Origin of the sequence: Trinickia soli (genome assembly GCF_002879855.1) — a bacterium.
In the GTDB taxonomy this organism is placed as follows: Bacteria; Pseudomonadota; Gammaproteobacteria; order Burkholderiales; family Burkholderiaceae; genus Trinickia; species Trinickia soli.
Genome location: NZ_PNYB01000001.1, coordinates 306,166 through 329,490 on the forward strand (window position 1 = coordinate 306,166; position 23,325 = coordinate 329,490).

Annotated in this window: 20 protein-coding genes; 15 read left to right on the plus strand and 5 right to left on the minus strand. The window is 62.0% G+C overall.

Annotated elements, in window-relative coordinates; translation table 11 throughout:
* Window positions 1-28: 28 nt before the first annotated feature.
* The 3 genes from C0Z19_RS01345 to C0Z19_RS01355 all read left to right on the plus strand — a co-directional run bounded on the left by C0Z19_RS01345 (window position 29) and on the right by C0Z19_RS01355 (window position 2,412).
* Window positions 29-1,474 (plus strand): sigma-54 dependent transcriptional regulator, encoded by a 1,446-nt coding sequence (locus C0Z19_RS01345; protein ID WP_102607984.1) that lies wholly within the window; start codon window positions 29-31, stop codon window positions 1,472-1,474.
* A gap of 142 nt (window positions 1,475-1,616) precedes the next feature.
* Window positions 1,617-2,045, plus strand: coding sequence for a DoxX family protein (locus C0Z19_RS01350; protein WP_102607985.1), 429 nt, complete (start codon window positions 1,617-1,619; stop codon window positions 2,043-2,045).
* A gap of 94 nt (window positions 2,046-2,139) precedes the next feature.
* On the plus strand, window positions 2,140-2,412 hold the full coding sequence (locus C0Z19_RS01355; RefSeq protein ID WP_102608159.1) for a hypothetical protein: 273 nt from the start codon (window positions 2,140-2,142) through the stop codon (window positions 2,410-2,412).
* 29 nt (window positions 2,413-2,441) lie between these two features.
* On the opposite strand, the gene C0Z19_RS01360 is transcribed toward C0Z19_RS01355, so the two are convergent.
* A complete protein-coding gene (locus C0Z19_RS01360; RefSeq protein WP_102608160.1) occupies window positions 2,442-3,899 on the minus strand; it encodes an MFS transporter in 1,458 nt (485 codons plus the stop codon).
* Between the two features lie 334 nt (window positions 3,900-4,233).
* On the opposite strand from C0Z19_RS01360, the gene C0Z19_RS01370 reads away from it, so the two are divergent.
* From C0Z19_RS01370 to C0Z19_RS01395, 6 genes are all read left to right on the plus strand, one after another.
* A complete protein-coding gene (locus C0Z19_RS01370) occupies window positions 4,234-4,638 on the plus strand; it encodes a hypothetical protein (RefSeq protein WP_146011972.1) in 405 nt (134 codons plus the stop codon).
* Window positions 4,639-4,648: 10 nt separating this feature from the next.
* On the plus strand, window positions 4,649-6,292 hold the full coding sequence (locus C0Z19_RS01375; RefSeq protein WP_102607988.1) for a DUF2334 domain-containing protein: 1,644 nt from the start codon (window positions 4,649-4,651) through the stop codon (window positions 6,290-6,292).
* A gap of 270 nt (window positions 6,293-6,562) precedes the next feature.
* A complete protein-coding gene (gene wecB, locus C0Z19_RS01380; protein WP_102608161.1) occupies window positions 6,563-7,777 on the plus strand; it encodes a non-hydrolyzing UDP-N-acetylglucosamine 2-epimerase in 1,215 nt (404 codons plus the stop codon).
* 97 nt (window positions 7,778-7,874) lie between these two features.
* Window positions 7,875-9,824, plus strand: a complete 1,950-nt coding sequence (locus C0Z19_RS01385) for a glycosyl transferase family protein (RefSeq protein WP_102607989.1) — start codon at window positions 7,875-7,877, stop codon at window positions 9,822-9,824.
* A gap of 71 nt (window positions 9,825-9,895) precedes the next feature.
* On the plus strand, window positions 9,896-11,506 hold the full coding sequence (locus tag C0Z19_RS01390; RefSeq protein WP_233195937.1) for an NfrA family protein: 1,611 nt from the start codon (window positions 9,896-9,898) through the stop codon (window positions 11,504-11,506).
* A 22-nt stretch (window positions 11,507-11,528) separates the two neighbouring features.
* Entirely contained in the window at window positions 11,529-12,434 is a 906-nt protein-coding gene (locus C0Z19_RS01395; RefSeq protein WP_425330258.1) for an alpha-amylase family protein, read from the plus strand.
* Window positions 12,435-12,447: 13 nt separating this feature from the next.
* Here the strand turns inward: C0Z19_RS01395 and C0Z19_RS01400 are convergent, their stop codons facing one another.
* Window positions 12,448-13,386 carry a hypothetical protein gene (locus C0Z19_RS01400; RefSeq protein WP_425330263.1) on the minus strand — a complete coding sequence of 313 codons (939 nt, stop codon included), beginning with the start codon at window positions 13,384-13,386 and terminating at the stop codon, window positions 12,448-12,450.
* A 267-nt stretch (window positions 13,387-13,653) separates the two neighbouring features.
* Window positions 13,654-14,559, minus strand: a complete 906-nt coding sequence (locus tag C0Z19_RS01405; protein ID WP_102607992.1) for a dihydrodipicolinate synthase family protein — start codon at window positions 14,557-14,559, stop codon at window positions 13,654-13,656.
* Window positions 14,560-14,758: 199 nt separating this feature from the next.
* Here C0Z19_RS01405 and C0Z19_RS01410 point away from each other — a divergent pair, with 199 nt between their 5' ends.
* From C0Z19_RS01410 to C0Z19_RS01435, 6 genes are all read left to right on the plus strand, one after another.
* The gene (locus C0Z19_RS01410) at window positions 14,759-15,736 is read left to right on the plus strand and encodes a 4-hydroxyproline epimerase (RefSeq protein ID WP_102607993.1); all 978 of its coding nucleotides are present in this window, start codon (window positions 14,759-14,761) and stop codon (window positions 15,734-15,736) included.
* Window positions 15,733-16,863: an NAD(P)/FAD-dependent oxidoreductase gene (locus tag C0Z19_RS01415; RefSeq protein ID WP_102607994.1), complete on the plus strand. Its 1,131-nt coding sequence runs from the start codon at window positions 15,733-15,735 to the stop codon at window positions 16,861-16,863. Before C0Z19_RS01410 ends, C0Z19_RS01415 begins: the two co-directional genes overlap by 4 nt.
* Window positions 16,853-17,119, plus strand: coding sequence for a (2Fe-2S)-binding protein (locus C0Z19_RS01420; protein ID WP_102607995.1), 267 nt, complete (start codon window positions 16,853-16,855; stop codon window positions 17,117-17,119). Before C0Z19_RS01415 ends, C0Z19_RS01420 begins: the two co-directional genes overlap by 11 nt.
* The gene (locus C0Z19_RS01425) at window positions 17,119-18,417 is read left to right on the plus strand and encodes an NAD(P)/FAD-dependent oxidoreductase (protein ID WP_102607996.1); all 1,299 of its coding nucleotides are present in this window, start codon (window positions 17,119-17,121) and stop codon (window positions 18,415-18,417) included. Before C0Z19_RS01420 ends, C0Z19_RS01425 begins: the two co-directional genes overlap by 1 nt.
* 84 nt (window positions 18,418-18,501) lie before the next feature.
* Window positions 18,502-19,245: an AraC family transcriptional regulator gene (locus C0Z19_RS01430; protein ID WP_233195939.1), complete on the plus strand. Its 744-nt coding sequence runs from the start codon at window positions 18,502-18,504 to the stop codon at window positions 19,243-19,245.
* Between the two features lie 490 nt (window positions 19,246-19,735).
* The gene (locus tag C0Z19_RS01435) at window positions 19,736-20,878 is read left to right on the plus strand and encodes a hypothetical protein (protein WP_146011973.1); all 1,143 of its coding nucleotides are present in this window, start codon (window positions 19,736-19,738) and stop codon (window positions 20,876-20,878) included.
* Window positions 20,879-21,009: 131 nt separating this feature from the next.
* On the opposite strand, the gene C0Z19_RS01440 is transcribed toward C0Z19_RS01435, so the two are convergent.
* Together C0Z19_RS01440 and bla are read right to left on the minus strand one after the other, a co-directional pair.
* Entirely contained in the window at window positions 21,010-22,302 is a 1,293-nt protein-coding gene (locus C0Z19_RS01440) for an NAD(P)/FAD-dependent oxidoreductase (protein ID WP_102607998.1), read from the minus strand.
* Between the two features lie 19 nt (window positions 22,303-22,321).
* Complete coding sequence (bla, locus tag C0Z19_RS01445; protein ID WP_102608164.1) at window positions 22,322-23,260, minus strand: class A beta-lactamase; 939 nt, start codon at window positions 23,258-23,260, stop codon at window positions 22,322-22,324.
* Between the last annotated feature and the right edge of the window lie 65 nt (window positions 23,261-23,325).

Sequence of the window (23,325 nt, forward strand, 5' to 3'; positions counted from 1 at the left end):
TGCTCGCTCATCGACACGGGGGCAATAGATGACTACCGCTTTTAATCCGCTGCATGCAGAGCGAACCGTTCTCCTGGTTTCGCTCAAGCCCGACACGGAAAGCGTCGACCAGCTCGTGGCCGCGCATTGGCATGTCGTGCATGCGCGGACACCGCAGCAGGTGCAAAAGGCTGTCGAGCGTGGCGCGATTCACGTCGGGCTCGTGCAATTGCCCCCGGATTGCAGCGCCCAGCAGTTAGCCGAGCTCGAGTCGTGCATCTCTCAAAGCGAAGTGGCATGGATCGCCGAAGTCCGGCCGGGCCAGGCGGAAGATCCGCTGGTTCGACGTTTCATCCTCGATTTCTGCTTCGATTTCATTACGTTGCCTTGCGACGACGAGCGGCTGACTATCCTCGTCGGGCACGCGGACGGGCTTTGGACGTTGCGCGATACGGAAGACCACGCGCTGCCGATCAAGGCCGGCACCACGATGATCGGCCAATGCGAGGCAATGCAACAGCTTAATCGCGGCCTCGACAAATGCGCCCGCACCGAGGCGCCCGTCTTTATCGCAGGCGAGTCGGGTACGGGCAAGGAATTGACGGCCCGCGCGATTCACGACCGGTCTGCGCGCGCCAAAGAGTCGTTCGTCGCAATCAATTGCGCGGCGATTCCGCCTACCCTTCTGCAGTCGGAATTGTTCGGCCACGAACGCGGCGCGTTTACGGGCGCTTTGCAAAGAAAGATCGGTCGTATCGAAGCGGCGGCGGGTGGAACGCTGTTTCTGGACGAAATCGGCGACATGCCGCATGAATGTCAGGCCGTGCTCTTGCGTTTTCTGCAGGAGGGCACGATCGAGCGGTTGGGAGGGACGGGGCCGATCAAGGTTGATGTGCGTATCGTATCGGCCACCCATGTGAACCTGACGAGCGCGATCGAGGCCGGACGCTTCCGCATGGACCTCTATCACCGCTTATGCGTGTTACGGCTGGACGAACCGCCGCTGCGCGAGCGCGGCGGCGACATCAAGCTGCTTGCGCAACATGCGCTCGAGCTCTATCGGCGCGACGGCGCGCGCAAGATCCGCGGCTTCTCGAGCGACGCGATCGCCGCCATGTTCAATTACGGCTGGCCGGGGAACGTACGCGAACTCATCAACTGCGTGCGCCGTGCGGTTGTGATGGCCGAAGGACGTTTCATCACCGCGTCGGATCTGGGCTTGCCCGATGTAGCGGCCAAAGCCGGCAGAACCCTGGCGGAAATCCGTTGCGATGCCGAGCGTGCGGCAGTGCGCGACGCGCTCACGCGTCATGCCTATAGTCTTTCGAGCGCGGCCGTCGAACTCGGCATTTCACGTGCCACGTTATATCGGTTGCTCAACTCGATCGGGTTGCGCGACGAAGCGCCGACACAGCGTCATGCACGCGGCTTGATCGACGGCGCCCCGTGCGCAGCAGCATCGACGGGCCGCGACATCGAGCAGATGGCGCCCTGAGGCGTCGCTTCACTGGCTTGTCCGCGCGCGCGCACCACAGCGCGCTTGGAAAACCCGCTCGCACCGCATATCCTGACCTCCAACGCCCGCGCGCCTGTAAGGCGCGCGATTCTATTGGTCGCGGATTCGGAGGACAAGGTTCATGACGCGTGCCGTCGATTCAGGAATCATTCTCATTGCACGTCTGGCACTTTCCGTGCTGTTTTTATGGTCGGGCGTGATGAAGCTGCTCGGCTACGGCGCTTTCGTTGCCTACTTGCAGAGCAAGGGCGTGCCGTTCGTGCAAATCGCGGCGCCCATTGCGACGGCCGTCGAGGTGCTGGGCGGGCTCATGCTCATCGTCGGCTTCCTGATTCGACCGCTCGGCCTCGTCATGGCCGTCTACACGATCGCCACCGCGGTGCTTGGACATGATTTTTGGAATGTTGCCGATGCAGCGCTTCAGCACGACATGGTGATTCATTTCTGGAAAAACGTCGGTATAGCCGGCGGCTTCCTGCTCTTGTGCGTGACAGGTGCCGGCGGCGCAAGCATCGATGCCGCGCGTGCGCCCCGCCGCCCGTTGCTTTGAACGGCATCATTGTCGATCGCTGCCACCGGGCCGCGCACGGTCCTTGCTAGTACCTTCGTATCTGACCCGCATGCGCGAGAAGGAGGGCCCGCGAATGATTCAAAGCTTCGAGCAGCAAATCGACGGCAACACCATGCATTTTTGCGCCAGCCTCGGCGAGGGTGAAGCGACGCATCGCGTCATCATCAGCCGGGAGGATTCGGCCGAAACGCTTGTGGTATTCGACGCGTCGGGGCTGATCGGAACGTTGAAGGCAGAGATGGTGGCCCCCGACCGGCTTCTCGCCGACGCGATCCGCAAGGCGCGCGATGAAGGACTCATCGAACGCGCGATCGATACCGGCGCGATTCAGAACGCGACGCTATGAAGCGGCATCCTGTGCAATCGGAGCGGCCTTCATCGTATGGCTTTCTCCGTTTGCGCCCGCTCGTGCACATGTGACGACGGATGCACGCGGCTCGCAAGTATGAGCCCGAGCAGCAGCAGCCCCGCCGCAATGGCCGCCGAGAGCTGCAATCCGGAGACAACCGACGAAGCCGGCCCGGCATTGGCGAGCGCACCGAATGCCGCGACACCGACGGCACCGCCTGCCTGGCGCGCCGTGTTGAGCACCGCCGAAGCGGTGCCGGCCCGCTTGTGTTCGACCGAGGCGAGGACCGCCGTGGTCATGGCGGGTACCGCGAGGCCCATGCCGGCGGGAATCAGCAGGAACGGCAAGAGTAACGCGGTGGTCGAGGTATCGGCCCGGGTCGCGTGCAGCAGCCCATAGCCAAGCATGCCGATCGCCGCTCCGATCATCATCGGGCGACGCGGGCCGTAGCGCGCGACGACCCAGCCGCTGACCACATTCGACACGAGGAATCCGCCCGTGAGCGGTAAAAAGGCCAAGCCGGCCTGCAACGGTGTATCGCCGTGAACACGTTGCAGATAAAGACTCAATACGAAAATCATGCCGTAATAGGCCATATTGACGCAGATGCCGAAAACCACGGCTGCGCTGAACGTTGTATCGCGCAGCAATGCAAGCGGCACCATGGGCGCGCGGCTTTTCGCTTCGACGGCGACGAACGCGATGGCCGCGAGCACGGACGCCGCCAGTGCGCCGATGATGCCCGGATGCCCCGCGCCGAGCGGCCGCATCTCGATGACAGCGCCCGTGAATGTGGTCAGCGCGACGATCGCGATGCACTGCCCGGGCAGATCGATGGCGATTGCGGAGGGCCTGTGAACTGCAGCGTTACTGTCATTGTGATTGTCGTTGTCGTCGCGACGAGGTACCCACAACGGTACGGCGACCAGGCCCGCAATGCACAGCGGCACATTGACGAGAAAGATGCTGCGCCATCCCCACGTGGCGATCAGTATCCCGCCAAGCACCGGGCCGGCCGCAATCGAGATCGCGCCCGCGGCGGTCCATAAACCGACGGCTCGTGCACGAAGGTGCGGGTCATGGCGACACGCGCGATTGAGCAGGGCCAGCGAATTGGGCAGCATGGCCGCAGCACTGACGCCTTGCGCCGCTCTGGCCGCGACGAGCAAGACCGCGTTCGGCGCGAGCCCGCATGCGAGAGAAGCCGCTGCGAACAGGACGAGACCCGCAGCGAACATGCGTCTGGCGCCAAAGCGATCGCCCAGCACGCCGGCCGACAGCATCAAAACGGCAAACGCAAGCGTATAGGCGTCGACGATCCATTGCAGTGCCGAAACGCTCGCGTGCAACCGCGAGCCGATATCAGGCAGCGCGATGTTGACGATCGTTACATCGAGTTGCGTCACGACGAAGGCTACGCTGACCGTGGCAAGTACGCGCACGACGGCAGGCGGAAAGGCGGGAGTGTGGTTTCGGGTATTCATGGCGACGATGCTATCAGTCTCGTCGCGCGAACGTTTCGATGTCTGATGAAACGTGGAATGAATCTTTTCAGGCATGAGCAATGCGGTTCGCGAAACAATAAGCCGCGATTTGCGGCATTGCATGAACCCATTCTCAATAAGAAATTATCAAAATATCAACTGCTCTATCATCAAGCCGCCCAAATCAATGTGCGCCCGCCGACATTTTCATTCGAATTGATCGCGCGCGGACCCGCTTAAGCGTGCATGCTGATAACGCAGGGCAACGAATAGCGTGCGAACCCCCTTCGACCTGTTCGACCCGTGCTGATCAAACCTGAGACTGCCGTTCGAGATGTTCTCCGAACACCTCGGTGGCTTGCTGCGCGCTACAAATCGATCCCGTCGCTACCAAGACCGCAGACGGCTTGAGACGAAGGAGCCCGTGATGCCTGTTCGAAATGATTTTCCTCGTCGCCAACTTGTCCCCTTGGTGACGGCCGTAGTGTTGACGATCGCGTTTTCAAGCGGTTTCGCATTGAACCAGGCCCGCGCGGAAAGTACGGAGAATAACGCCGCGAAGTCCGTGGACCCCTTGAAGGGTTTCAAAGTGCCGCCGTTACCGAACGGCTCGGCACACGTTGTCGTGCAACCGGGTATGTCAAAGAAAGATTGGCACGACGCGTACAAGGAAACCGGCCGTCCCCAGTTCAAACCGCATACCGTCAAGCGTTTAGGCGGCACAGTCGAACGCGACTAGGGAGACCGACATGAAAAAGTTCATTTTCATTCTGGCGATGCTGGCCGGCTTCTCGCAACTGATGACGCCGATTACGGCGCGCGCACAGGCGACGACTGCTGCGACGCTGATTCTGTACGACAATCCGGCAAACGATCCGTATTCGAAGCTCGGTCTCATCTACGCGATCATGCTTCGCAATCTGCTCGGACACTTCAATACGACCGTCACCATCGAGCCCGTGCAGAACTACACGGCGGGGCAGATCGGCGCCAATACCGCGACGTTCTACATCGGCGATTACTACAACAATCCGCTGCCGGCAGCCTTCATGAGCGACGTGATGACGGCGACGAAGACCGTGGTGTGGTTCAAGTACAACCTGTGGGAGATTGCGTGGAATTCGGCCTATTCATTCACGCAGACCTACGGCATCAACTTCCTCGGGCTGGCCGGGCTCAATGCGACGCCGTCGTCGAGCAACCCGAATCCGGGCTTCTACGACACGGTGACGTACAAGAACATGTCGATGGTGAAGTACTACGCGTACAACGCCTCGACAGGTACGGTCAATGCCGATCCCGACATCGGCCTCACGCAGGTCGCTGATGCAACGAAAGCACAATCGCTCGTCACGATCACGAACAGCCAGACCAAAGCGACGGCGCCTTACGTGATGCGTTCGCGCAATTTCTGGTATTTCGCGGATATGCCCTTCACCTATATCGGGCCAACCGACCGGTATCTCGTGATCTGCGACATGTTGCACGACATCCTCAACACCGGCGCTCCCGTCAACCACCGTGCGCTTGTGCGGCTTGAAGATCTCGATGCCTATACGACGACGTCGTCGATGAAGCAGCTGACGGATTACCTGTACAGCCTGCGGATCCCGTTCACGATGGCGACGATCCCGCTGTACACGGACCCCAACGGCTACTACAACGGCGGCGTGCCGGAGACGATCCATCTCGCGCAAGCTACCGGGCTGAAAGCGGCGCTGAATTACGCGATTGTGCGCGGCGGGTCGATCGTATTGCACGGCTACACGCATCAATACGATTCGACGCCCAACGTACAGAACGCCGTATCGGGCAACGACTACGAGTTCTGGTACATGGTGCAGAACCGACCTGTCGATGAGGACTCCGTGCAATGGGCGCAGGGCAGGATGGCGGCCGGGCTGGCCGAATTCACGAACAACGGCTTCAAGGTGGCGGGCTGGGGCGCGCCGCAGTACCAGATGTCGCCGCTCGCTTCGAAAGCTGCTGCAGCGGAATTCACGACCTCGTACCAGCGGGCCGTCTACTACACGTCGACCTCTCCGCAGATCGGCACGGGCGCAGCCAATCAGGATTTCTCGGCCGGTCAATTCTTCCCGTACATCATCAACAAGGACTACTACGGCGAACGCATCATCCCTGAAAACCTGGGCAGCATTCAATACAACATCTGCAATATCGATCCATTTTCGTGCGTCGCCTATACGTGGCAGCAAGTGCTTACCAATGCGCGATATGGGCTCGTGGTGCGCGACGGCTTTGCATCGTTCTTCTTCCATCCGTATTGGCTCGAACCGGCTCTGGGCGTCCCGGCTATGTCCGACTTCAAGAGTCTCGTGTCGGGCATCAAGAACCTCGGCTTCACCTATGTCGACGGCACCACAGCCAAGTAAAGGGGAGGGTGTTGCAGGGTGTTTCGTGCGAATCGGCAAGCGTTGACCGATTCGCACGAGCAAAAGCACCGACCAGGCTCACGTCGACCGGTTGCCCCGAAGGCCGTCAACCTGCCAGGCCGGAACGCTGTGAGCGCATGCCCACAGACGTCGCATTCGCCGATGCCTTAACTTTACCTTGCAGATTGAAAGGTGCGTGGAGCGTCACCGGGCGCCCAGTTGCGCCGACAAGGTCAAAGCAAGGGCGTCGGCCCAATTAGCGGGGAAGAGATGAAGAAAGTTTTAACGGTTTTCGGCACACGGCCCGAAGCGATCAAAATGGCGCCGCTCGTCAAGGCGCTCGCGGATGAAGAAGATATCGACGCTAAAGTGTGCGTCACCGCACAACATCGCCAGATGCTGGATCAAGTATTGGAGTTGTTCGAGATCGTGCCGGACTTCGACCTCAATCTGATGCGTGAAGGACAAACGCTCGGCGATCTGACTTCGGGCATCCTGCAGTCGATCGGGACGGTCTACGATGCCTGGCAACCCGATATCGTGCTTGTGCATGGCGATACGACCACGACGCTCGCCGCGAGTCTGGCTGCCTTTTATCGATACATTCCGGTGGGCCACGTCGAAGCGGGGCTGCGCACGGGAAATGTCTGGTCGCCGTGGCCCGAAGAGCTGAACCGGCGCGTGACCGACGCCGTCTCCTCATGGCTGTTCGCACCGACGGAACAAGCGAAACACAATCTGTTCTGCGAAGGCGCGCCCGCCGCGCACGTCGTGCTGACCGGCAATACGGTGATCGATGCGTTGCTGCAGGTCAAACGCAAGCTCGACGTCGATGTAGCGTTGACCGGTTCGATCGCTGCCCGCTATCCGTTTCTCGATGCCTCAAGGCGTTTGATCCTCGTCACAGGGCACCGGCGCGAGAGCTTCGGCGAGCCATTCAAGCATTTTTGCGAGGCATTGCGGCAGATCGCTTTGCGCTACGACGACGTTCAGCTCGTGTATCCCGTCCATTTGAATCCGAACGTGCGCACGCCTGTCAACGCGGTGCTCAGCGATGTGCCGAACGTACATTTGATCGATCCTCAGGACTACTTACCATTTGTGTACCTGATGTCGCGGTCCTACCTGATCATCACGGATTCGGGCGGGATTCAGGAAGAGGCGCCGGCGCTCGGCAAGCCCGTGCTTGTCACGCGCGAGACGACCGAGCGTCCGGAAGCCGTTCGCGCCGGGACTGCGCGTCTCGTCGGGACGCACACCGAGCGAATCGTTTCGGAAGTCAGCCGCTTATTGGACGACCGAGGCCAATACGTGTCGATGGCGCACGCCAATAATCCGTATGGCGACGGTCATGCGAGCGAGCGAATCGTCGATGCGTTGATGACCATCCCTGCGACGATTTCGCCGCATTCGCACATCGCGCCGCAACCGATGCTGCTGCACAACGCGATCGCATCGGGATTGCAAGCTTTGCGTTCGGCGTAATCCAAACGGCCGCGCGCGCTGTGTGCGTGGACACACAGTCGAGCGCGGCCATTCGCCATACGATAAGTGCGCGATTATCAAAAAGCGGCTGGTGAAAATGCACGCAATTTCAGGGTGGGGTTGGTATCTGGATGGACTGAATGCTGTGGCCATGGCGACAGCCGTCATCATATTCATTAGCACGATCGACGACCTTTTTCTCGACGCCTATTACTGGTTGTTCGAAATCAAGCGATTCTTGCGGCGCGAGAAGAACACGAACGTCGACGCACAGGCTTTGCGAGAACTCGACGAGCGTTATCTCGCGATCATGGTGCCGGCGTGGAAGGAATACGACGTCGTTGCGAAGATGATCGAGAATACGCTCGCCACAATGGAATACGAGCGCTACGTCATCTTCGCCGGAACCTATCACAACGACGCCGAGACGACAGCCGAAGTCGACCGGATGGTGCGACGGCATCCGGGCCGCGTCGTGCGTGCCGCCGTGCTCAACGACGGGCCTACCTGCAAAGCCGACTGCCTTAATTGGATCATCGCGGCCATTCGCCGCTATGAGACTGCACACCACATCGAATTCGCAGGCGTGATCATGCACGACTGCGAGGATGTCATTCACCCGATCGAGCTGAAGTACTTCAACTTTGCGATTGCCGACAACGATCTGGTTCAATTGCCAGTGCTGTCTTTGCCGCGAAAATGGAATGAATTCGTGGCCGGCACTTACATGGACGATTTCAGCGAAACCCATCAAAAGGACATTCCGTCGCGGCAATTATTGACGGGCATCGTCCCCGGCGCCGGCGTGGCGTCGTGCTATAGCCGGCGTGCAATCGAAGCGGCTTCGATCGAGCGGGACGGCAAACCGTTCAACACGACGACGCTGACTGAGGATTACGACTTCAGTTTCCGGTTGCGCGCGCTCGGGATGAAAGAAACCTTCGCGCGCTTTCCGATTGCCGAAGTCATGCGCGAGCAGGTCCGCAAGCACAGGGAGCGGGTTGCGTCGGCGCGCAACCTGCTGGCGACCCGCGAATACTTTCCATCAACGTTGCGGACCGCCTACCGGCAACGCGCGCGTTGGATTCTCGGCATTTCATTTCAAGGGTGGCAGCAGCTTGGGTGGAAGGGCAATTGGCGCGATCGCTACATGTTCTTTCGCGATCGCAAAGGCATGGTCACGTCGATCATTTCCATTGTCGCCTACGCGGTGCTCATCAACTACGTGTCGATTGCGGGGCTGCGTGCAGCGGGTATTGCGCCAACGGCGGTCGTGCGGCAGGACCTCCTAAGCGCCGCGCTCGCACCGCTGCTCGTAATCAACAGCGTGATGCTCGTGCTGCGGCTCAGTGAACGCTTCTACTTCGTCGCGAAGCTCAATGGCGTGCTTCAGGGTGCGCTGTCGATGCCGCGCCTGTTCGTCAACAACCTCATCAACTTCCTGGCGGTATGTCGCGCTTGGCGCATCTTCATCAACCACTTGATCACGGGCGAGCCGATCGCATGGGATAAAACGAGCCACACGTATCCGTCGAACGAGCAACTCGGCAAAGAACGCCGCAAGCTGGGCGAGATTCTCATCGAATGGGGCGTCGTGACGGCGGAGCAGGTCGATGCCTGCTTGGCGCGGCAGGCCGAATGCGGCAGGCGGCTCGGCGAGTTGCTGCTCGACACCAACGCCATCAGCTCGGAGTCGCTCGCCGATGCGCTGGCCGAGCAGGCCGGGCTGCCGCGCGTCAGCCTCGCCAACGTGGTCGCGGGTCGATTCAAAGCCACACTCGCGTTCGAGTTGCAGCAGGCGTATCGGGCCGTACCGTTTTCTACGGCCGACGACGGAACCTTGAACGTCGCGGTCGGCAGTCCGCTTACAGAAGACGAGCGCCAGACCGTCAAACGTGCCGCCGCCCGCAACGTCGCGTACTTTGTAGCAAGCGATGCAGAGATCGCCGCCGAGCTCGCGCGTCATACGCGCTTCTCGGACAGCGACCGCGGCGCCGACGTCGTGCGTCGCATGACTGCGGCGGCTCATCCGGGGGAACATTCATGAAACGCGCTGCGTGTAAGCGGACGAGGTGCTTGCGCGCCATCGTCCGCGGGGGAGGGCTCGTGGCTTTCGCCATGCTTGCCCTTCACGCCAACCAATCATGGGCGCAGCCGCTGACGCCGCGCGCATATCGGCTTGCCGACGCCGCTTATAAGGCCATCGCGATCGGCGACTTGCCGAGGGCGGAGGACTACGCGACCAAAGCATTGCGAGCGCAGCCGTCGAACCTGCAATTGGGCCTGCTGTTGCTCGATGTCTATCTGCGCGAGGGCAAGATCGACGAGGCCAACAAGCAGGCGGACGGGCTGCTGACGCAGCATCCCGACGACGGCAACGTGCTTGCGCAACACGGCTTCCTGCAGCAAAGGCAGCAGCGGTATGAGGAGGCCGCCGTCGACTTTTCCGCTGCCATCGCCAGGGGCCAATGGGACGAAACACAACAACGCAACCTCCGCCTCGCGTGGGCCGATAGTGCGCTGATGGCGCACGAGCCGGATCAGGCGGCACAAGCGTTGGCGCCGATCGAGAGCGAGCCCGATGTATCGATTCAACTGCGAGTCGCGCAATTGCGCTTGCGAAACGGCGATCGCAAAGGCGCGTTGGCAGCGGCGCAGATCGCGCAAGCCAACGCCGTTACTGAAGACGACAAGAAGAGCGCTGCCGAGCTGATCGGCTATGCACAGCAAAGCGAGCCCGATCCGCGCAACGAAGAAGCGCAAAAGACGCTGCAAAGGGCGTACGACCTGCTGCGCCAAAACCAGGACGGCCAAGCACTGGCCGAGTTCCAGAAAGGCTTTGCGCTCGGCGGCGGTAAGGCTGGCAACTTCGCGGACGCGGGTTACGCAGCCAAGCGAATGGGCGAGAACCACGAAGCCGTGAAGCTGTTCGAAGCGAGCCTCGATGCGGACGATCACGAGCATGCATTCGATGATCAACGCCGCTTCGGCTATCGCCGTGAAGTGCAGCAGTTGGAGCGGACCTGGGGCTTCGTCGTCAGCTTGCCGTATCAGGTTTCGGCGTTCTCCTATCAAGGCACGGTCAGTGTGCTTCAACCTGGCATCGAAGCCTATTGGCAGCCGCCCAGGATCGGCTATCAAAATGGCCGCATCCTGCAGTTCTTCGTGCGTGGGTACGGCACGGCATATGATGGTTCGGGCAATGTAACCGGCCTGCCGACATTGCAAGGATCGGTAGGCGCGCGTTATAAGCCGCTCGTTGATCAAAACCTTGTGTTGAGCGCAGAGCGCCTCGTTCGATTGGGCAGTCTGTCGCAGAACGATTGGCTCGCGCGGCTTGGCTATTCTTCCGAGGCCGGCAGCGATTTGCGCGTGACTGAACCGAGCTGGCGCGCGTGGCAAGTCTACCTGGAGGCCGACTATTTCCTCCATCAGGGCCGTTACATTTTGTATTCTCAGTTACGATACGGACACACTTGGGCGGTGAATGCAATCAGCGATCACCTGACGGTCTACCCCCACCTTGCACTTGTTTTTGACCATGACAACAAGGAGCGGAACCAAACGGCGCTCAGCGTCGGGCCCGGCGTGCAGTTTCGCTTTTGGTTCCGCGAGAACCGATACAGCGCGCCGGCAAGCTGGGCCGATTTGACCGTGCAGTATCACATTCCGCTGACATCGGCGGCCCGCGCCCGCGGCCTCGCCGCGCAGCTCACGCTGTGGTACTAGCCCGGGTTCCTCGGAGTCGATCATGCTGCGCGTCGTGCAATGTCGGCGCCGGGCCACACCGGAAAGCCGTTCAACGTTTCAATTCGTTGCGCTCGGTATCTTGTGCGCGCTGATCATGCTGACCGCTTCATGCGCCAACACGCGCGACACCCGGGTGCAAGGCATCGTCTGGCAGATCGATAACGCTACGGCCCGTCCCGTGGGCGATTGGAATCTGCTGGGCGTGCAGCAGTTGCTGATTCAATGGATTGTCGTCGACGACATAGCATTCGTGCCCGATGCCGGGGTGCCTACCGCCACGAATATGCCCGATTGGGCGCGCATAGGTCGCGAGCCGTGGGCCAAAGATGTCGTGCTGGGGCTCGCCGGCTACACGGACGAGAATCGCGCTCGTGCGAATGTCGAGAAACTGGCGAAGATGTCGGAGCAAGTGGCGAAGGTGTCCTTGCCGTTGCATGTCACGGGCTATTACTTCCCGGTCGAGGTCGATCCGAGCTGGGGGGACGCGCCGAAGCTGGCGGCGCTGCTGCGCTCGCTGCCTCGTCCATTGTGGATCTCGGTCTACGATCGATCGAACGTCGGGGGGAAAGCGCTCGCCGATTGGCTGGCCTCATGGTTGCCGGCTGATATCGGCGTGTTCTTTCAGGACGGCTGTGGCGTCTATGCGCGCGTGCCCGCTGTGACGCGGGAGTATCTCGATGCGCTGTCGCAGAAGCTCGGCCGCGACCGGGTGCGCGTGATCGCGGAGGCGTTCCGCCCAAGCGAGCACGGTGGCTTTCGGGCCGTCACCGCCTCCGAGCTGCGGGCGCAGCTCTCGGCGTATGACGGGTATTTCGTGTACCTGTTCGACGGGCCGCATTACGTGTCGAACGAACTGACCCGGGCTTTGGCGCCCCGCGCCGCAGGTCGGCGCGGAGCAACCCCTTGAAAGCGTTGGGCCGTCAGGACGGTGCTTTCAGGTTGATGATCGTGTTGCGAAGCAACTGGAAGTACTTGCTGGTCGAGTACGGAAGCATCTCTTCGGCGTAATACCACCAGAAGAAGCCGCCGATGAACTTGGGATCGTTCAGCGTGTCGACCATCGGATAGTACGTGGTGACCAGGTTGGATTGCACCGACCAAGGTGCAGCCGTATCCGACGTGCCGATCTCGCCGAAGCCGACCTTGGCGTTCGGGAACAGGCTTTCAAGCGTGGAGAAGTCATTCTTCCACGACGGCTTGAGGTCCGGACAATCCTGGTACGGGTAATAGCTGAATAGCGCATAGTCCGCCCCGTTACGCACCGTCGACGACAGGAACTGCGTCGGCCACGTGCGCCAGTTATCCATCGGCAACTCCCAGCAGTTATTGCCCGACGGGTCCTGGTTGTAGTACATCGTCACGGCCACTTTTCCGCCAGCGCCCTTCACGACGTTATAAGCGGACTGAACCATCTGACCAATCTGCTGCTCTTCGGTCGTTGCGGCGGACGTCGGGCCATTCATATCGGGCCGCAACCATTCGCCGTTGATCTCGTTTGCGATTTCCCACACGTCAACGTTTGCGCCGAGGGTCGAAACGAGTTCCTTGGTGCGCGCCGTGTATGTCGTCAGATCAGTCGGGAAGTAGTAGGAGTCATAGATTTCGCCCATCACGTACGCGTACTGATGGAGCTTGACGATGTAAGGATAGTAATCGGCCGCCGTCGTGCCCGGATCGAAGACCACTCGAACGGTCGGTCGATACGGAAGATTTTGCAGGGAGGCGATGATCGCTTTGAACTTGCTGAGATCATCGAGGGTGACGCCGTAGATGGGAGCCTTCGGCGTTTCGACTTGCGCGTGCGCGGATTGTGCAAAGGGCAGCGAGATTGCGCAGGTTAGGAGTGCTGATGCAGCCAGTTTGGAGAAGGTTTTCAATCCTCTGAACGTCACGTCTCTTCCTCGGTTTGGTGGAAAAAGCGCGATGTTACCTGGAAATAAATACCTATTGTCCGAAGATAGATGCCTATTTGTGTGAGGAACGGGGTTTCGAAAAAGTTGCGCGCGCAACCGTTTGCGACGCGAAAAGGGCGACGGGTTTGCGACTTTCGAAGGGGAATGGGAAGGGTGTAAAGCGGGCGGGAAGCGCGCCGAAGTGGCGCGCCGTGCCACCCGATTGGAATCGTTTTAGAGCGACGGCAATGGGGGCCGCGATTCGATAGTATTCCTAATCAATTGCTCGACCGCATTGCGTTCTTCGCCGACGAGCGGCAGCCGCGGCAGTCGTACCGGTTCTGTGCCGAGGCCGACGATGGCTTCTGCCAGCTTGATGTTTTGTACGAGCTTGGGCGAGACGTCGAGCGCGAGCAGCGGCGCGAACCAGCGATAAAGCGTGCGTGCTTCCTCGATGCGTCCGCCTTGCAACAGTCGATATATCGCAACCGTTTCGTGCGGAAACGCACAGACAAGCCCCGCGACCCAGCCGTGGGCGCCCATCAACATCGCTTCCATCGCGAGGTTATCGACGCCGCAGAAAATCGCAAAGCGCTCGCCCACGGCGTTGATCAGATCGGTCACGCGGCGCACGTCACCGCAGGACTCCTTGATGGCGACAATCTTGGGTTCGTCGGCGATTTCCTTGAACATGCCGGGCGTCATATCGACGCCGTAGGCCAACGGGTTGTTGTAGACCATGATCGGCAATTCGCTTGCTTTGGCGACCATGCGGAAATGATTGATCGTTTCGCGCCGATCGGAAAGATAGCGCAGCCCCGGCAGCACCATGTAGCCGGCCGCGCCATGACGGGCGCCGCGCGCCGCCTGACGGCAACCTTCGAGTGTGCTGTCTTCGGCGATCGTGAGCAGCACCGGCACGCGACCGCGCGCGGCATCGACGGCGATCTCGAGCACTTCGATTTTTTCGTCAAGCGAAAGCGTCGACGCTTCGCCGAGCGAGCCGCAGACGATGATGCCGTCCACGCCGGCATCGATTTGCGCTTCGATGTTCTTCTTCGTCCATGCGTGGTCTATGCTGAAATCTTCGTGAAACTTCGTGGTGACGGCGGGCATGACGCCTTGCCAGACTGGTGCCATTTCATTTCTCCAGATGCGGTCGATGAGCAAAATGCGACTGCAGTGTAGGGCGCGGTAGTGATGACGTCTTGCGTCGTTCGCGCATGTGCGGTGACGATTTCGGCACAGCGGGGCGGCGGGTCCGCAGTATGCCGAAATCGGCATCTGGCGCGCGCACCGGCGCCAAGACGCAGCGGCGCGGCGTTCCTACCATTACCCCATGAAAACCATCCACATCATCGATTCCCATACGGGCGGCGAACCGACGCGTCTTGTGATCGCCGGCGGCCCCGACCTGGGCACCGGCCCGCTCGCCGAGCGGTTGGAGATCTTGCGTACGCGTTACGACGATTGGCGTGCAAGCGTCGTCACCGAGCCCCGCGGCTCGGACGTCATGGTCGGCGCGCTGCTCTGCGAATCGTTCGATCCAGGCTGTGCGGCCGGCGTGATTTTCTTCAATAACGTCGGTTATTTGGGCATGTGCGGGCACGGCACGATCGGTCTTGTCGCGTCGCTGGCCTATATGGGGCGGCTCGCTCCCGGGGCGCACCGGATCGAGACGCCGGTCGGCATCGTCGAAGCCACGCTCAACGAAAACGGCAGCGTGTCCGTGCGCAACGTGCCGGCCTACCGTTATCGCCGCGACGTGCCCGTCGATGTGCCGGGCATAGGGACGCTCGTCGGCGATATCGCATGGGGCGGCAACTGGTTTTTTCTCGTCGCCGGGCATGGACGTTCGCTCGAACCGTCCAACGTCGGCGAGTTGACGGCGTTCACCCACGAGATTCGCGAGGCGTTGATCGCTCAGGGTGTGACAGGCGCTGACGGCGCACTCATCGATCATATCGAGCTGTTCACGCACAGCGAAGAAGACGGCATCGATTCGCGCAATTTCGTGTTGTGCCCCGGCGATGCCTACGACCGCTCACCGTGCGGGACGGGTACGAGCGCGAAGCTTGCCTGCCTGGCAGCTGACGGCGCGCTCGCCCCCGGTGCTTGCTGGCGTCAGCAAAGCATCATCGGGAGTGTCTTCGAGGGCAGATACGCGCCGCTCGAGCGGGCCGACGGAGTGCCGCGCGACGTATGTGCGATCGAGCCGACCATCACCGGGCGCGCACACGTGATGGCCGAGGGACGCTTGCTGTTCGAAGCCGATGATCCGTTCGCCATCGGCATCCCGCCCACGCACGCGGTATGACCAGCGACGCAGTCGTCATCGGCGCAGGCATCGTCGGCGCGGCCTGCGCCGCCGAGTTGGCCGCGCAGGGCATGACCGTGCAGGTGCTCGATGCGGCCGGCATAGGCGGCGGTGCGACGGCGGCCGGTATGGGCCATCTGGTCGTGATGAACGATTCGCCGGCCGAACTGGCTTTGTCGCGCTATTCGCGCGAGCTCTGGCTTGCGCTCGCACCGGCGCTGCGCGAGGAAGATGCTTTCGTTCGTTGCGGCACACTCTGGGTCGCAGCCGACGAGGAAGAGTGGGACGCGGCGCTGGCACTGCGTCACGCATTTGCCAATGCGCAAGTACGCACCGAGTTGCTCGACGCCGCTGCGCTGCAGGAGTGCGAGCCGGCATTGGCCGCGCCGTTGGCGGGCGGCTTGCTGGTGGCGGACGACGCGATCGTTTATGCGCCCCGTGCAGCGCAATGGCTGCTCGAGCATTCCTTAGGATGCCGAAATATTCAGGTCAGACTGGGCTGCGAAGTGCGCTCGGTCGTATCCGGCGAGGTTCGGCTCGCAAGCGGCGAATGCGTAAAGACCGGCTTGATCGTCATCGCCAACGGACTGGCGGCGCAGCGACTCGTGCCTACGCTGCCCATCCGGCCGAAGAAGGGCCATCTGCTGATCACCGATCGCTACAGTGGCTACATCCGCCATCAGATTCTCGAGCTCGGTTACATCAAGAGTGCCCATCAATCGGAAGGCGCGTCGGTGGCATTCAACGCACAGCCGCGGCCAACGGGGCAAATTCTGCTGGGCTCGTCGCGTCAGTTCGATACGCTCGATCGCGCTGTCGAATGGCCGGTCCTCATGCGGATGGTCGAGCGTGCGTCGCGTTACCTGCCTTCGTTGCCGTCGCTCAATGCGATGCGCACCTGGACGGGGTTTCGGGCGGCTACGCCCGATGGCTTGCCGCTCGTCGGACCTGCTGGCGAAGCGCTGGCCGGCGTATGGATAGCGGCGGGACACGAAGGGCTGGGCGTGACGACCTCGCTCGCAACGGCCAAACTTTTGGCCGCACAGATTTGCGGTGTTCCGGCGGCCATCGATCTGGCGCCGTATCGAGTCGATCGTTTCTCCGTGGAGGCTGGCCGTGAAGTCTGAAAAGCAGTCGGTGGTCGTGACGATCGACGGTACGGCGGTCCAAGTGCCGGCGAGCACCACGGTGGCTGCCGCTGTATTCCTCCGTTACGGCGTGCGCGGGACGCGTACGTCGGTCCGCGGGCAACCGCGCGCCGCGTTTTGCGGGATGGGGGTGTGTCAGGAGTGCCGCATGACCATCGATGCGCGCGCGCACGTTCTCGCTTGCCAAACCGTTTGCCGTGACGGTATGGCGATTCGCACGGAGGTTGCGCCGTGATGAAGGCGACCTTCGATCTCGTCATCGTCGGAGCCGGTCCCGCCGGTTTGGCGGCAGCGCATGCAGCGGCTTCAAGCGGTATGCGCATTGCCCTGATCGACGACAATCCCCAAGCGGGCGGCCAGATATGGCGCCAGGGCCCGGGATTGGTCCCGCCCACTGCAATGCGCGCGACGCTTGAAGCATTAATTAGGAATCCTAACGTCAAGCATTACGCGGGGACCAGCGTTTCATCCTTTCCGACTTCGCGGGAAATGATCGTCGTATCGGCTTCTGAGGGCGGCGTATCGATTTCGTTCGGACAACTTATTATTGCCAGCGGCGCTCGCGAGCGACTGCTGCCGTTTGCAGGGTGGACCTTACCCGGGGTCACCGGCGCCGGCGGGCTGCAGGCATTGATCAAAGGCGGCATGCCGGTGCGCGGCGAGCGTATCGTACTGGCCGGAAGCGGGCCGCTCCTGATCGCTGTTCTGGCGACGGCGCGCGCTGCGGGTGCGCGCGTCGTGGCTGTCATCGAACAGGCACCTTGGCGTTCGCTTCTGAAATTCGGCTGCTCGCTGAGCGCGACGCCATCCAAAGTCTTGCAGGCCGTTCGATTGACTCGGGGTTTCGCGCAGACGCGTTATTGGCCCGGCAGCATCGTGCGCGAAGCGCTTGGGGATAGTCGTGTGGAAGCGGTCGTTGTTCGCCGCGGCGAAAGCGATATCACGCTGGCTTGCGATCGACTCGCCTGCGGCTATGGCCTCGTGCCAAACGTTTCGCTGGGGCAGGCGCTCGGATGTGCGCTCGCCTCAGGTGCAATCGAAGTCGATGAGGCACAGCGCACGTCGGTGCCCGGTGTCTTCGCAGCCGGCGAATGCACGGGCGTCGGCGGCATGGAGCTCGCGCGCGTGGAGGGCGAAATCGCAGGGCTTGGCGCGGGCGCTCGCGCGATTCCTGCGAGCCTCTTGCGCGAGCGAGCGCGTTGGCAACGCTTCGCGCAGCACGTGGCCAGCGCATTCGAACCCGGCGAACGGGCAACCGCATGGCCGGGCGCGAAGACGATCTTGTGCCGCTGCGAGGACGTCACCTTCGGCGAGGTCGCGGCACATGCGACCTGGCGCGATGCAAAGCTGCACACGCGCTGCGGGATGGGGCCGTGTCAGGGGCGCATTTGCGGCACTGCCGTGCAGACCTACTTCGGCTGGGACATTGCGGTGCCGCGTCCCCCGCATTCGCCGACGCGCATCGGCGCATGGTTGGAGGCGAATCGGGATATGCAGCCTGTTGCGCTGCCCGAGGACGACGCTCGCCTATAATCGAGGCGCTTTGCGCGGCGCAAAGGTCCGCCGCGCAGCTTTTCGCGCCTGATGACGATGCCCCCGACAATCCCGATCCCGCAAATGCCTGCTGCGGAAACGCTCGCCGATATGCTGCTGTGTTATGCGCAGATCGAGCCTGTGCTCGATGCTTTGCCCGATTTGGTATTTTTCGTAAAAGACCGGGACGCGCGCTATGCGCTCGTCAATCGTACGTTGGCTACGCGCTGCGGTTGCAAGGAAAAGAGCGGCATCGTCGGCAAGACGACAGAGCAGGTGTTTCCGTCACGCTTTGGCGCAGCTTACCTCGAGCAGGATCAGTCGATTCTCAACTGCGGCGCGCAAATGATCGACCAACTCGAGTTGCACCTTTATCCGGGGCGCCAGCCGGGGTGGTGTTTGACGTCGAAAGTCCCGCTGCGCAACGGCGCCGGGGAGATTGTCGGCATCGCAGGCGCCTCGCGCGACCTGAAGGCCAACGAACGGACCCATCCGGCCTACACGAAGCTTGCGGAAGTCGTGCAATACATTCAGGAAAACTACGTGCAGCCGCTCAATCTGACGCATCTGGCAAAGATGGCGGGCATGTCCGTCGCACAATTGGAAAGATATTTTCACAAAGTCTTTCATTTGACGCCGCGTCAGGTATTGCTGAAAACGCGGCTCGACGCGGCCACCGCATTGCTTGCATCAAGCGACAAAGTCACGGACGTTGCCGCATTGTGCGGATACACGGACCACAGTGCGTTTACGCGGCAATTCAAGGCGACAGTCGGCGTCACGCCAAGCGAATACCGCGCTTTGCTGCACGGAACGAGTGCGCGTTGAGACTTGCATATCATGCGAGGTATTACGCAATCCGATAATTGGCGTCGAATCCGATTGGCACAAATGCACGTGTTTCTGGCCGATTTTTCCGGCGCGTATCCGCCACGGCATTCTTGACGCATAAGAGCCGCTGAACCATAGTGGGCCACTGGTTCGATTCGAGTGGTGGATGTCATGCCTGAATTTTTTCATCGAATCGAGCGGTTAGACGCGCTCGTCTCCACAGGCCCAATCATGAGCGCTCAAGCGGAGCGAGGCGCAATGTCTGCTTCGTCCGTGCGCCAGGAGCACGGATATGCGTGATCAAACCGCTCGCGGCTCGAAATTTCCGACAGCATGCGCGCGTTGCGGCGGTCGGATTTCGGAGCCGGTTGCTTTTTGCCCCCACTGTGGCGCCCACGCGCGCTTCGCCCTGGCTGGCGGGACGCCCCACGAGCAGGGAGCGCAGGTTCGTGCGAACGGCAATGCGGGTGCGTCGGCCGAGCCGACCATGCGCGCTTTCGAACCCGCCGATTTTGAGGGCGATCTCGATACGCCGTGGCCCGGTCCGCCGTCGCCGCTGTTCGCATCGCCCGCGGGCGAGCCGTATGCCGACACGCGCGCGCCTGCCTGGAAAGCGTCTCGTGGATGGGGCGTCAAGGGTGGAACGGGGTTGATTCTCGGTGCGTTCGTCGTTCTGTACGGCGGCGCGGTGATACTGCACCGATACGATCAGCAGACCACTTCACCGATCCGGCAGGAAAGCGCGACGAAATCGGTCCAAGGTTCGATCGTTGCCAACGGGACCGGCGGCGCGCCGGCCGATAGCGGCTTGCGCGCTCCTGCACCGGTGCAGGGCAACGCGACAACTGATCCTGCGCAGATGAACGGCATTGACGCGAATCATGGACTGCCTTCATCGAAGCTCGATGATTCGATCCCGCCCGATATGTCGATCGCCAATTTGCCGCCGCCCAGGACGCAGACGGCGCCGCAGTTGTCGCCGACCGCACCGGCTGCACCGGCGCAAGCGCAAAGGCAGCCTGGGCCGCCGCCAGCCGCCGTCACTTCGACCGCGCCTTCCGACGTGGACGAGGGTGCGGTGCAGGGGCAGCCGAACGGCCCGACCGCCACGCAGGGCCGGAGCTTCGCTCAAGGCAAATTCCACGGGCGAACGCGCAACCGGGCCCATGCAAACGCGCGACGCGGCGACACGACGTATTTGCACGTCGACGCGCAGCCGGAGCCGGAGCCGCAAGCGGAGGCAAAGGGCACGCGCGTGGCGCGTGCGGCTGCCAATTCGCGCACGTTGGACGGCATCCAGGCCCGGCTGGCGAAAAACAATTTGAGCGGTGCGCGCGCGTCGCTTGCGGGTGTGCTCGCAACCGACCCTAACAACAGCTACGCGTTATCGTTGCGCGAACAACTGGTTTCCCGCGAGCAGGCGCGCGACGCATCGTTGAATGCCGCACGCGCCTGCGTCGTGCAGTCGCGTTGGCATTGCGTGTGGCACAACGCCGGTTCGGCGTTGTCGATCGATGCGAGCAGCACGGAAGCGAAAGCGCTCGTCGATCGCGCGATCATCGAATCGGGCGCAGCGACTGCGCCGGCCGGGCCGGGGCCCGACAACGTTCAAGTGCCCATGGTTCAGTGAGGGCGGCCACAACGCCTCTGGATCGGCAGACACCATCCGTTTTTGTTCCGAAACCGCATGTAGGCGTTGTGGTGCGCTTGGACTCTGGGCATCGCAGCACGGGCTAAGCCTCGATTGAACGTGACCGGGCGCTAACGTTGCCTGCGTTCTGCAATGGCATCGGCGGCGACCTTCGTGAGATAAGTCATCTCCGCGGCAGCGAGCCCCAACGTGCCGTACATCGGTTCCAGGCCAAACCGGGCGAACGGCGCGGGAATCGGCCGTCCTTCGGCGATCGCCGCCGCCAGCAGCTCCCCCGCCGCGGTGGTCGGTGCGACGCCATGGCCGCCGAAGCCCACCGCGTGCCAGACGCCGTCGGGGCATCGCCCGATCTGCGGCATCTTGTGACGCCCGTAGCTCATCAGGCCGCTCCACGCGTACTCGAACCTGACGCCCTCCAACTGTGGGTAGACGCGCAGCAGATCACGCATGAGGAGTCTCGCAATGACGTCGGGACGGCGTTCGAAAATCGATATGCGTCCGCCCCAGAGAATGCGCGTGTCCACTAACGGACGGTAGTAGTCGAACGAGAAACGCGTGTCGTATACGGCCGCCGCGCAATCGATGGCTTCCTTCAGGCGCGAACCCAGCGGTTCCGTCGCTGCTACGTAGGTCGCGATCGGCAGGACAGCGCGTTCGACAGGGCGATAGACCCCTCGGGCATAGCCGCCGCCAACCATCACTACGTGGCTTGCGACGACCGACCCCGACCCGTTAGCAGTCCTGACCAGATGCCGATCGTGCTCTCGCTGAAATTGCAGCGCCGCGCTGTGCTCGTAGATGCGCACGCCGGCATCGGCGAGCGCTTTTGCGATCCCGAGCGCGTATTTGAGCGGATGGAAATGAAAGCCGTGGCGCTCGAGCAGGCCGCCGTGATAGCGCTCGGTCTTCAGGCGCTCGCGCAGCACGCCGCGTGGAATCGGCTCCCACTCGGCGCCGAACGACGTGCGCATCAGTTCTCGCTGAGCGGCGAGCGCATCGGGGCGACCGAACCAATCGGCCAAAACGATGCCTGCGTTGACGACGTCGCAAGCGATATCGTGGCGTGCGATGCGCGCGCCGATCAGCTTGACGGCATCGAGCGTAAGACGATAAAGGGCGCGCGCATCATGCGGGCCGAGCGCGCGCAGCAGGTCGGCGCATTCGAGGCTGTATCCGCCGAAGACGAAACCGCCGTTGCGGCCCGATGCGCCGAAGCCGATGCGCTCGGCTTCGAGCACGACGATGTCGCGCATCCCGCGCTCGACAAGGCCCAAAGCCGTAGCGAGTCCGGCGAAGCCGCCGCCGACGACGCAGACCGTAGCCTCTTCGCGCACGGTAGCCTGAGATGGATAGTGGGGGCGTTCGACGGTAGCTTCGTAGTAGCTCGCTGCGGCTGTTTTCATGGGAGCCCTTGTTTTTGCGTTAAGCCACGTTTCGCACGATCGCACGAGCGACGTCCGCCAACGCGGCCTCGCGTGCGCGCACAGGGGCGGGCGACTGCGTCAAATAAACCGTTACGACGATCGGCTGGCGTTCCTGCGGCCATAACAGCCCGACATCGTTCGTCGTCCCACGTTCCCCCGTCCCCGTTTTGTCGGCCACACGCCAATTGCCCGGGACACCGGCGCGAAGACGCGTATCGCCGGTGCGATTGCCGACGCCCCATGCGAGCAGGCGCGCACGCGACGCCGCCGTCAATGCATCGCCCAGCAGCACTTCGCGCAGATCGTTCAGCATGGCGATAGGCGTCGTGGTGTCGCGTGGATCGCCAGGAATGGCTTCGTTCAGCGAAGGTTCGTTGCGGTCCAGGCGGGTGACAGTATCACCCAAGCGCCTCATGAACGCGGTGAAGCCGGCAGACCCGCCCACGGTATCGAGCAGCAGGTTCGCAGCCGTGTTGTCGCTCATCGTGACGATGGCGTCGCAGAGCTCCGCGATGGTCATTCCGGGTGCGCCCGTGCGCTCGCGCGTGACGGGGGCGTATTGATCGATGCGGTCTTGCCCGAAGACAATGCGCCGTTCGAGGTTTTCCTCCCCCCGGTCGACCCGCGCCAGAACATTGGCCGCAAGCATCAGCTTGAAGGTGCTGCATATCGGGAAGCGCTCGCCGACCCGGTGTCCGGCGCGCATGCCCGTTTCCATATCGAGGAGGGCCACGCCCAGCCGCCCGTCGACGCTGCGTTCGATCGAAGCCAGCTCGGCTTCGATCGCTTTGGCTCGCGCGGCGATGCGATCTGTCGGGTGTGCGTCGCGGCCGTTCGACGCCGCGCGTGTGCCTTTGGACGATCCGGCCAACACGGGAGCCGATAGGCCAGCTATGATCCCGCCCAGCGCGGTACCGAGAAACACTCTTCTTTGCATCTGTTCGCTCCGTTGAAAAAGCAATGAATATCGCGTTTTCACCGGTCGCAGACAATCGATGTTAA

Bases quoted from the DNA above. Each gene is read 5' to 3' on its own strand.
- C0Z19_RS01360 (WP_102608160.1), bottom strand. From the start codon at position 3,899: ATGAATACCCGAAACCACACTCCCGCCTTTCCGCCTGCCGTCGTGCGC.
- C0Z19_RS01410 (WP_102607993.1), top strand. From the start codon at position 14,759: ATGAAAACCATCCACATCATCGATTCCCATACGGGCGGCGAACCGACG.
- C0Z19_RS01375 (WP_102607988.1), top strand. From the start codon at position 4,649: ATGAAAAAGTTCATTTTCATTCTGGCGATGCTGGCCGGCTTCTCGCAA.
- C0Z19_RS01385 (WP_102607989.1), top strand. From the start codon at position 7,875: ATGCACGCAATTTCAGGGTGGGGTTGGTATCTGGATGGACTGAATGCT.
- C0Z19_RS01355 (WP_102608159.1), top strand. From the start codon at position 2,140: ATGATTCAAAGCTTCGAGCAGCAAATCGACGGCAACACCATGCATTTT.
- C0Z19_RS01435 (WP_146011973.1), top strand. From the start codon at position 19,736: ATGCGCGCTTTCGAACCCGCCGATTTTGAGGGCGATCTCGATACGCCG.
- wecB (WP_102608161.1), top strand. From the start codon at position 6,563: ATGAAGAAAGTTTTAACGGTTTTCGGCACACGGCCCGAAGCGATCAAA.
- C0Z19_RS01370 (WP_146011972.1), top strand. From the start codon at position 4,234: ATGTTCTCCGAACACCTCGGTGGCTTGCTGCGCGCTACAAATCGATCC.
- C0Z19_RS01390 (WP_233195937.1), top strand. From the start codon at position 9,896: ATGCTTGCCCTTCACGCCAACCAATCATGGGCGCAGCCGCTGACGCCG.
- C0Z19_RS01430 (WP_233195939.1), top strand. From the start codon at position 18,502: ATGCCTGCTGCGGAAACGCTCGCCGATATGCTGCTGTGTTATGCGCAG.
- C0Z19_RS01395 (WP_425330258.1), top strand. From the start codon at position 11,529: ATGCTGCGCGTCGTGCAATGTCGGCGCCGGGCCACACCGGAAAGCCGT.
- C0Z19_RS01440 (WP_102607998.1), bottom strand. From the start codon at position 22,302: ATGAAAACAGCCGCAGCGAGCTACTACGAAGCTACCGTCGAACGCCCC.
- C0Z19_RS01425 (WP_102607996.1), top strand. From the start codon at position 17,119: ATGAAGGCGACCTTCGATCTCGTCATCGTCGGAGCCGGTCCCGCCGGT.
- bla (WP_102608164.1), bottom strand. From the start codon at position 23,260: ATGCAAAGAAGAGTGTTTCTCGGTACCGCGCTGGGCGGGATCATAGCT.
- C0Z19_RS01350 (WP_102607985.1), top strand. From the start codon at position 1,617: ATGACGCGTGCCGTCGATTCAGGAATCATTCTCATTGCACGTCTGGCA.
- C0Z19_RS01345 (WP_102607984.1), top strand. From the start codon at position 29: ATGACTACCGCTTTTAATCCGCTGCATGCAGAGCGAACCGTTCTCCTG.
- C0Z19_RS01405 (WP_102607992.1), bottom strand. From the start codon at position 14,559: ATGGCACCAGTCTGGCAAGGCGTCATGCCCGCCGTCACCACGAAGTTT.
- C0Z19_RS01415 (WP_102607994.1), top strand. From the start codon at position 15,733: ATGACCAGCGACGCAGTCGTCATCGGCGCAGGCATCGTCGGCGCGGCC.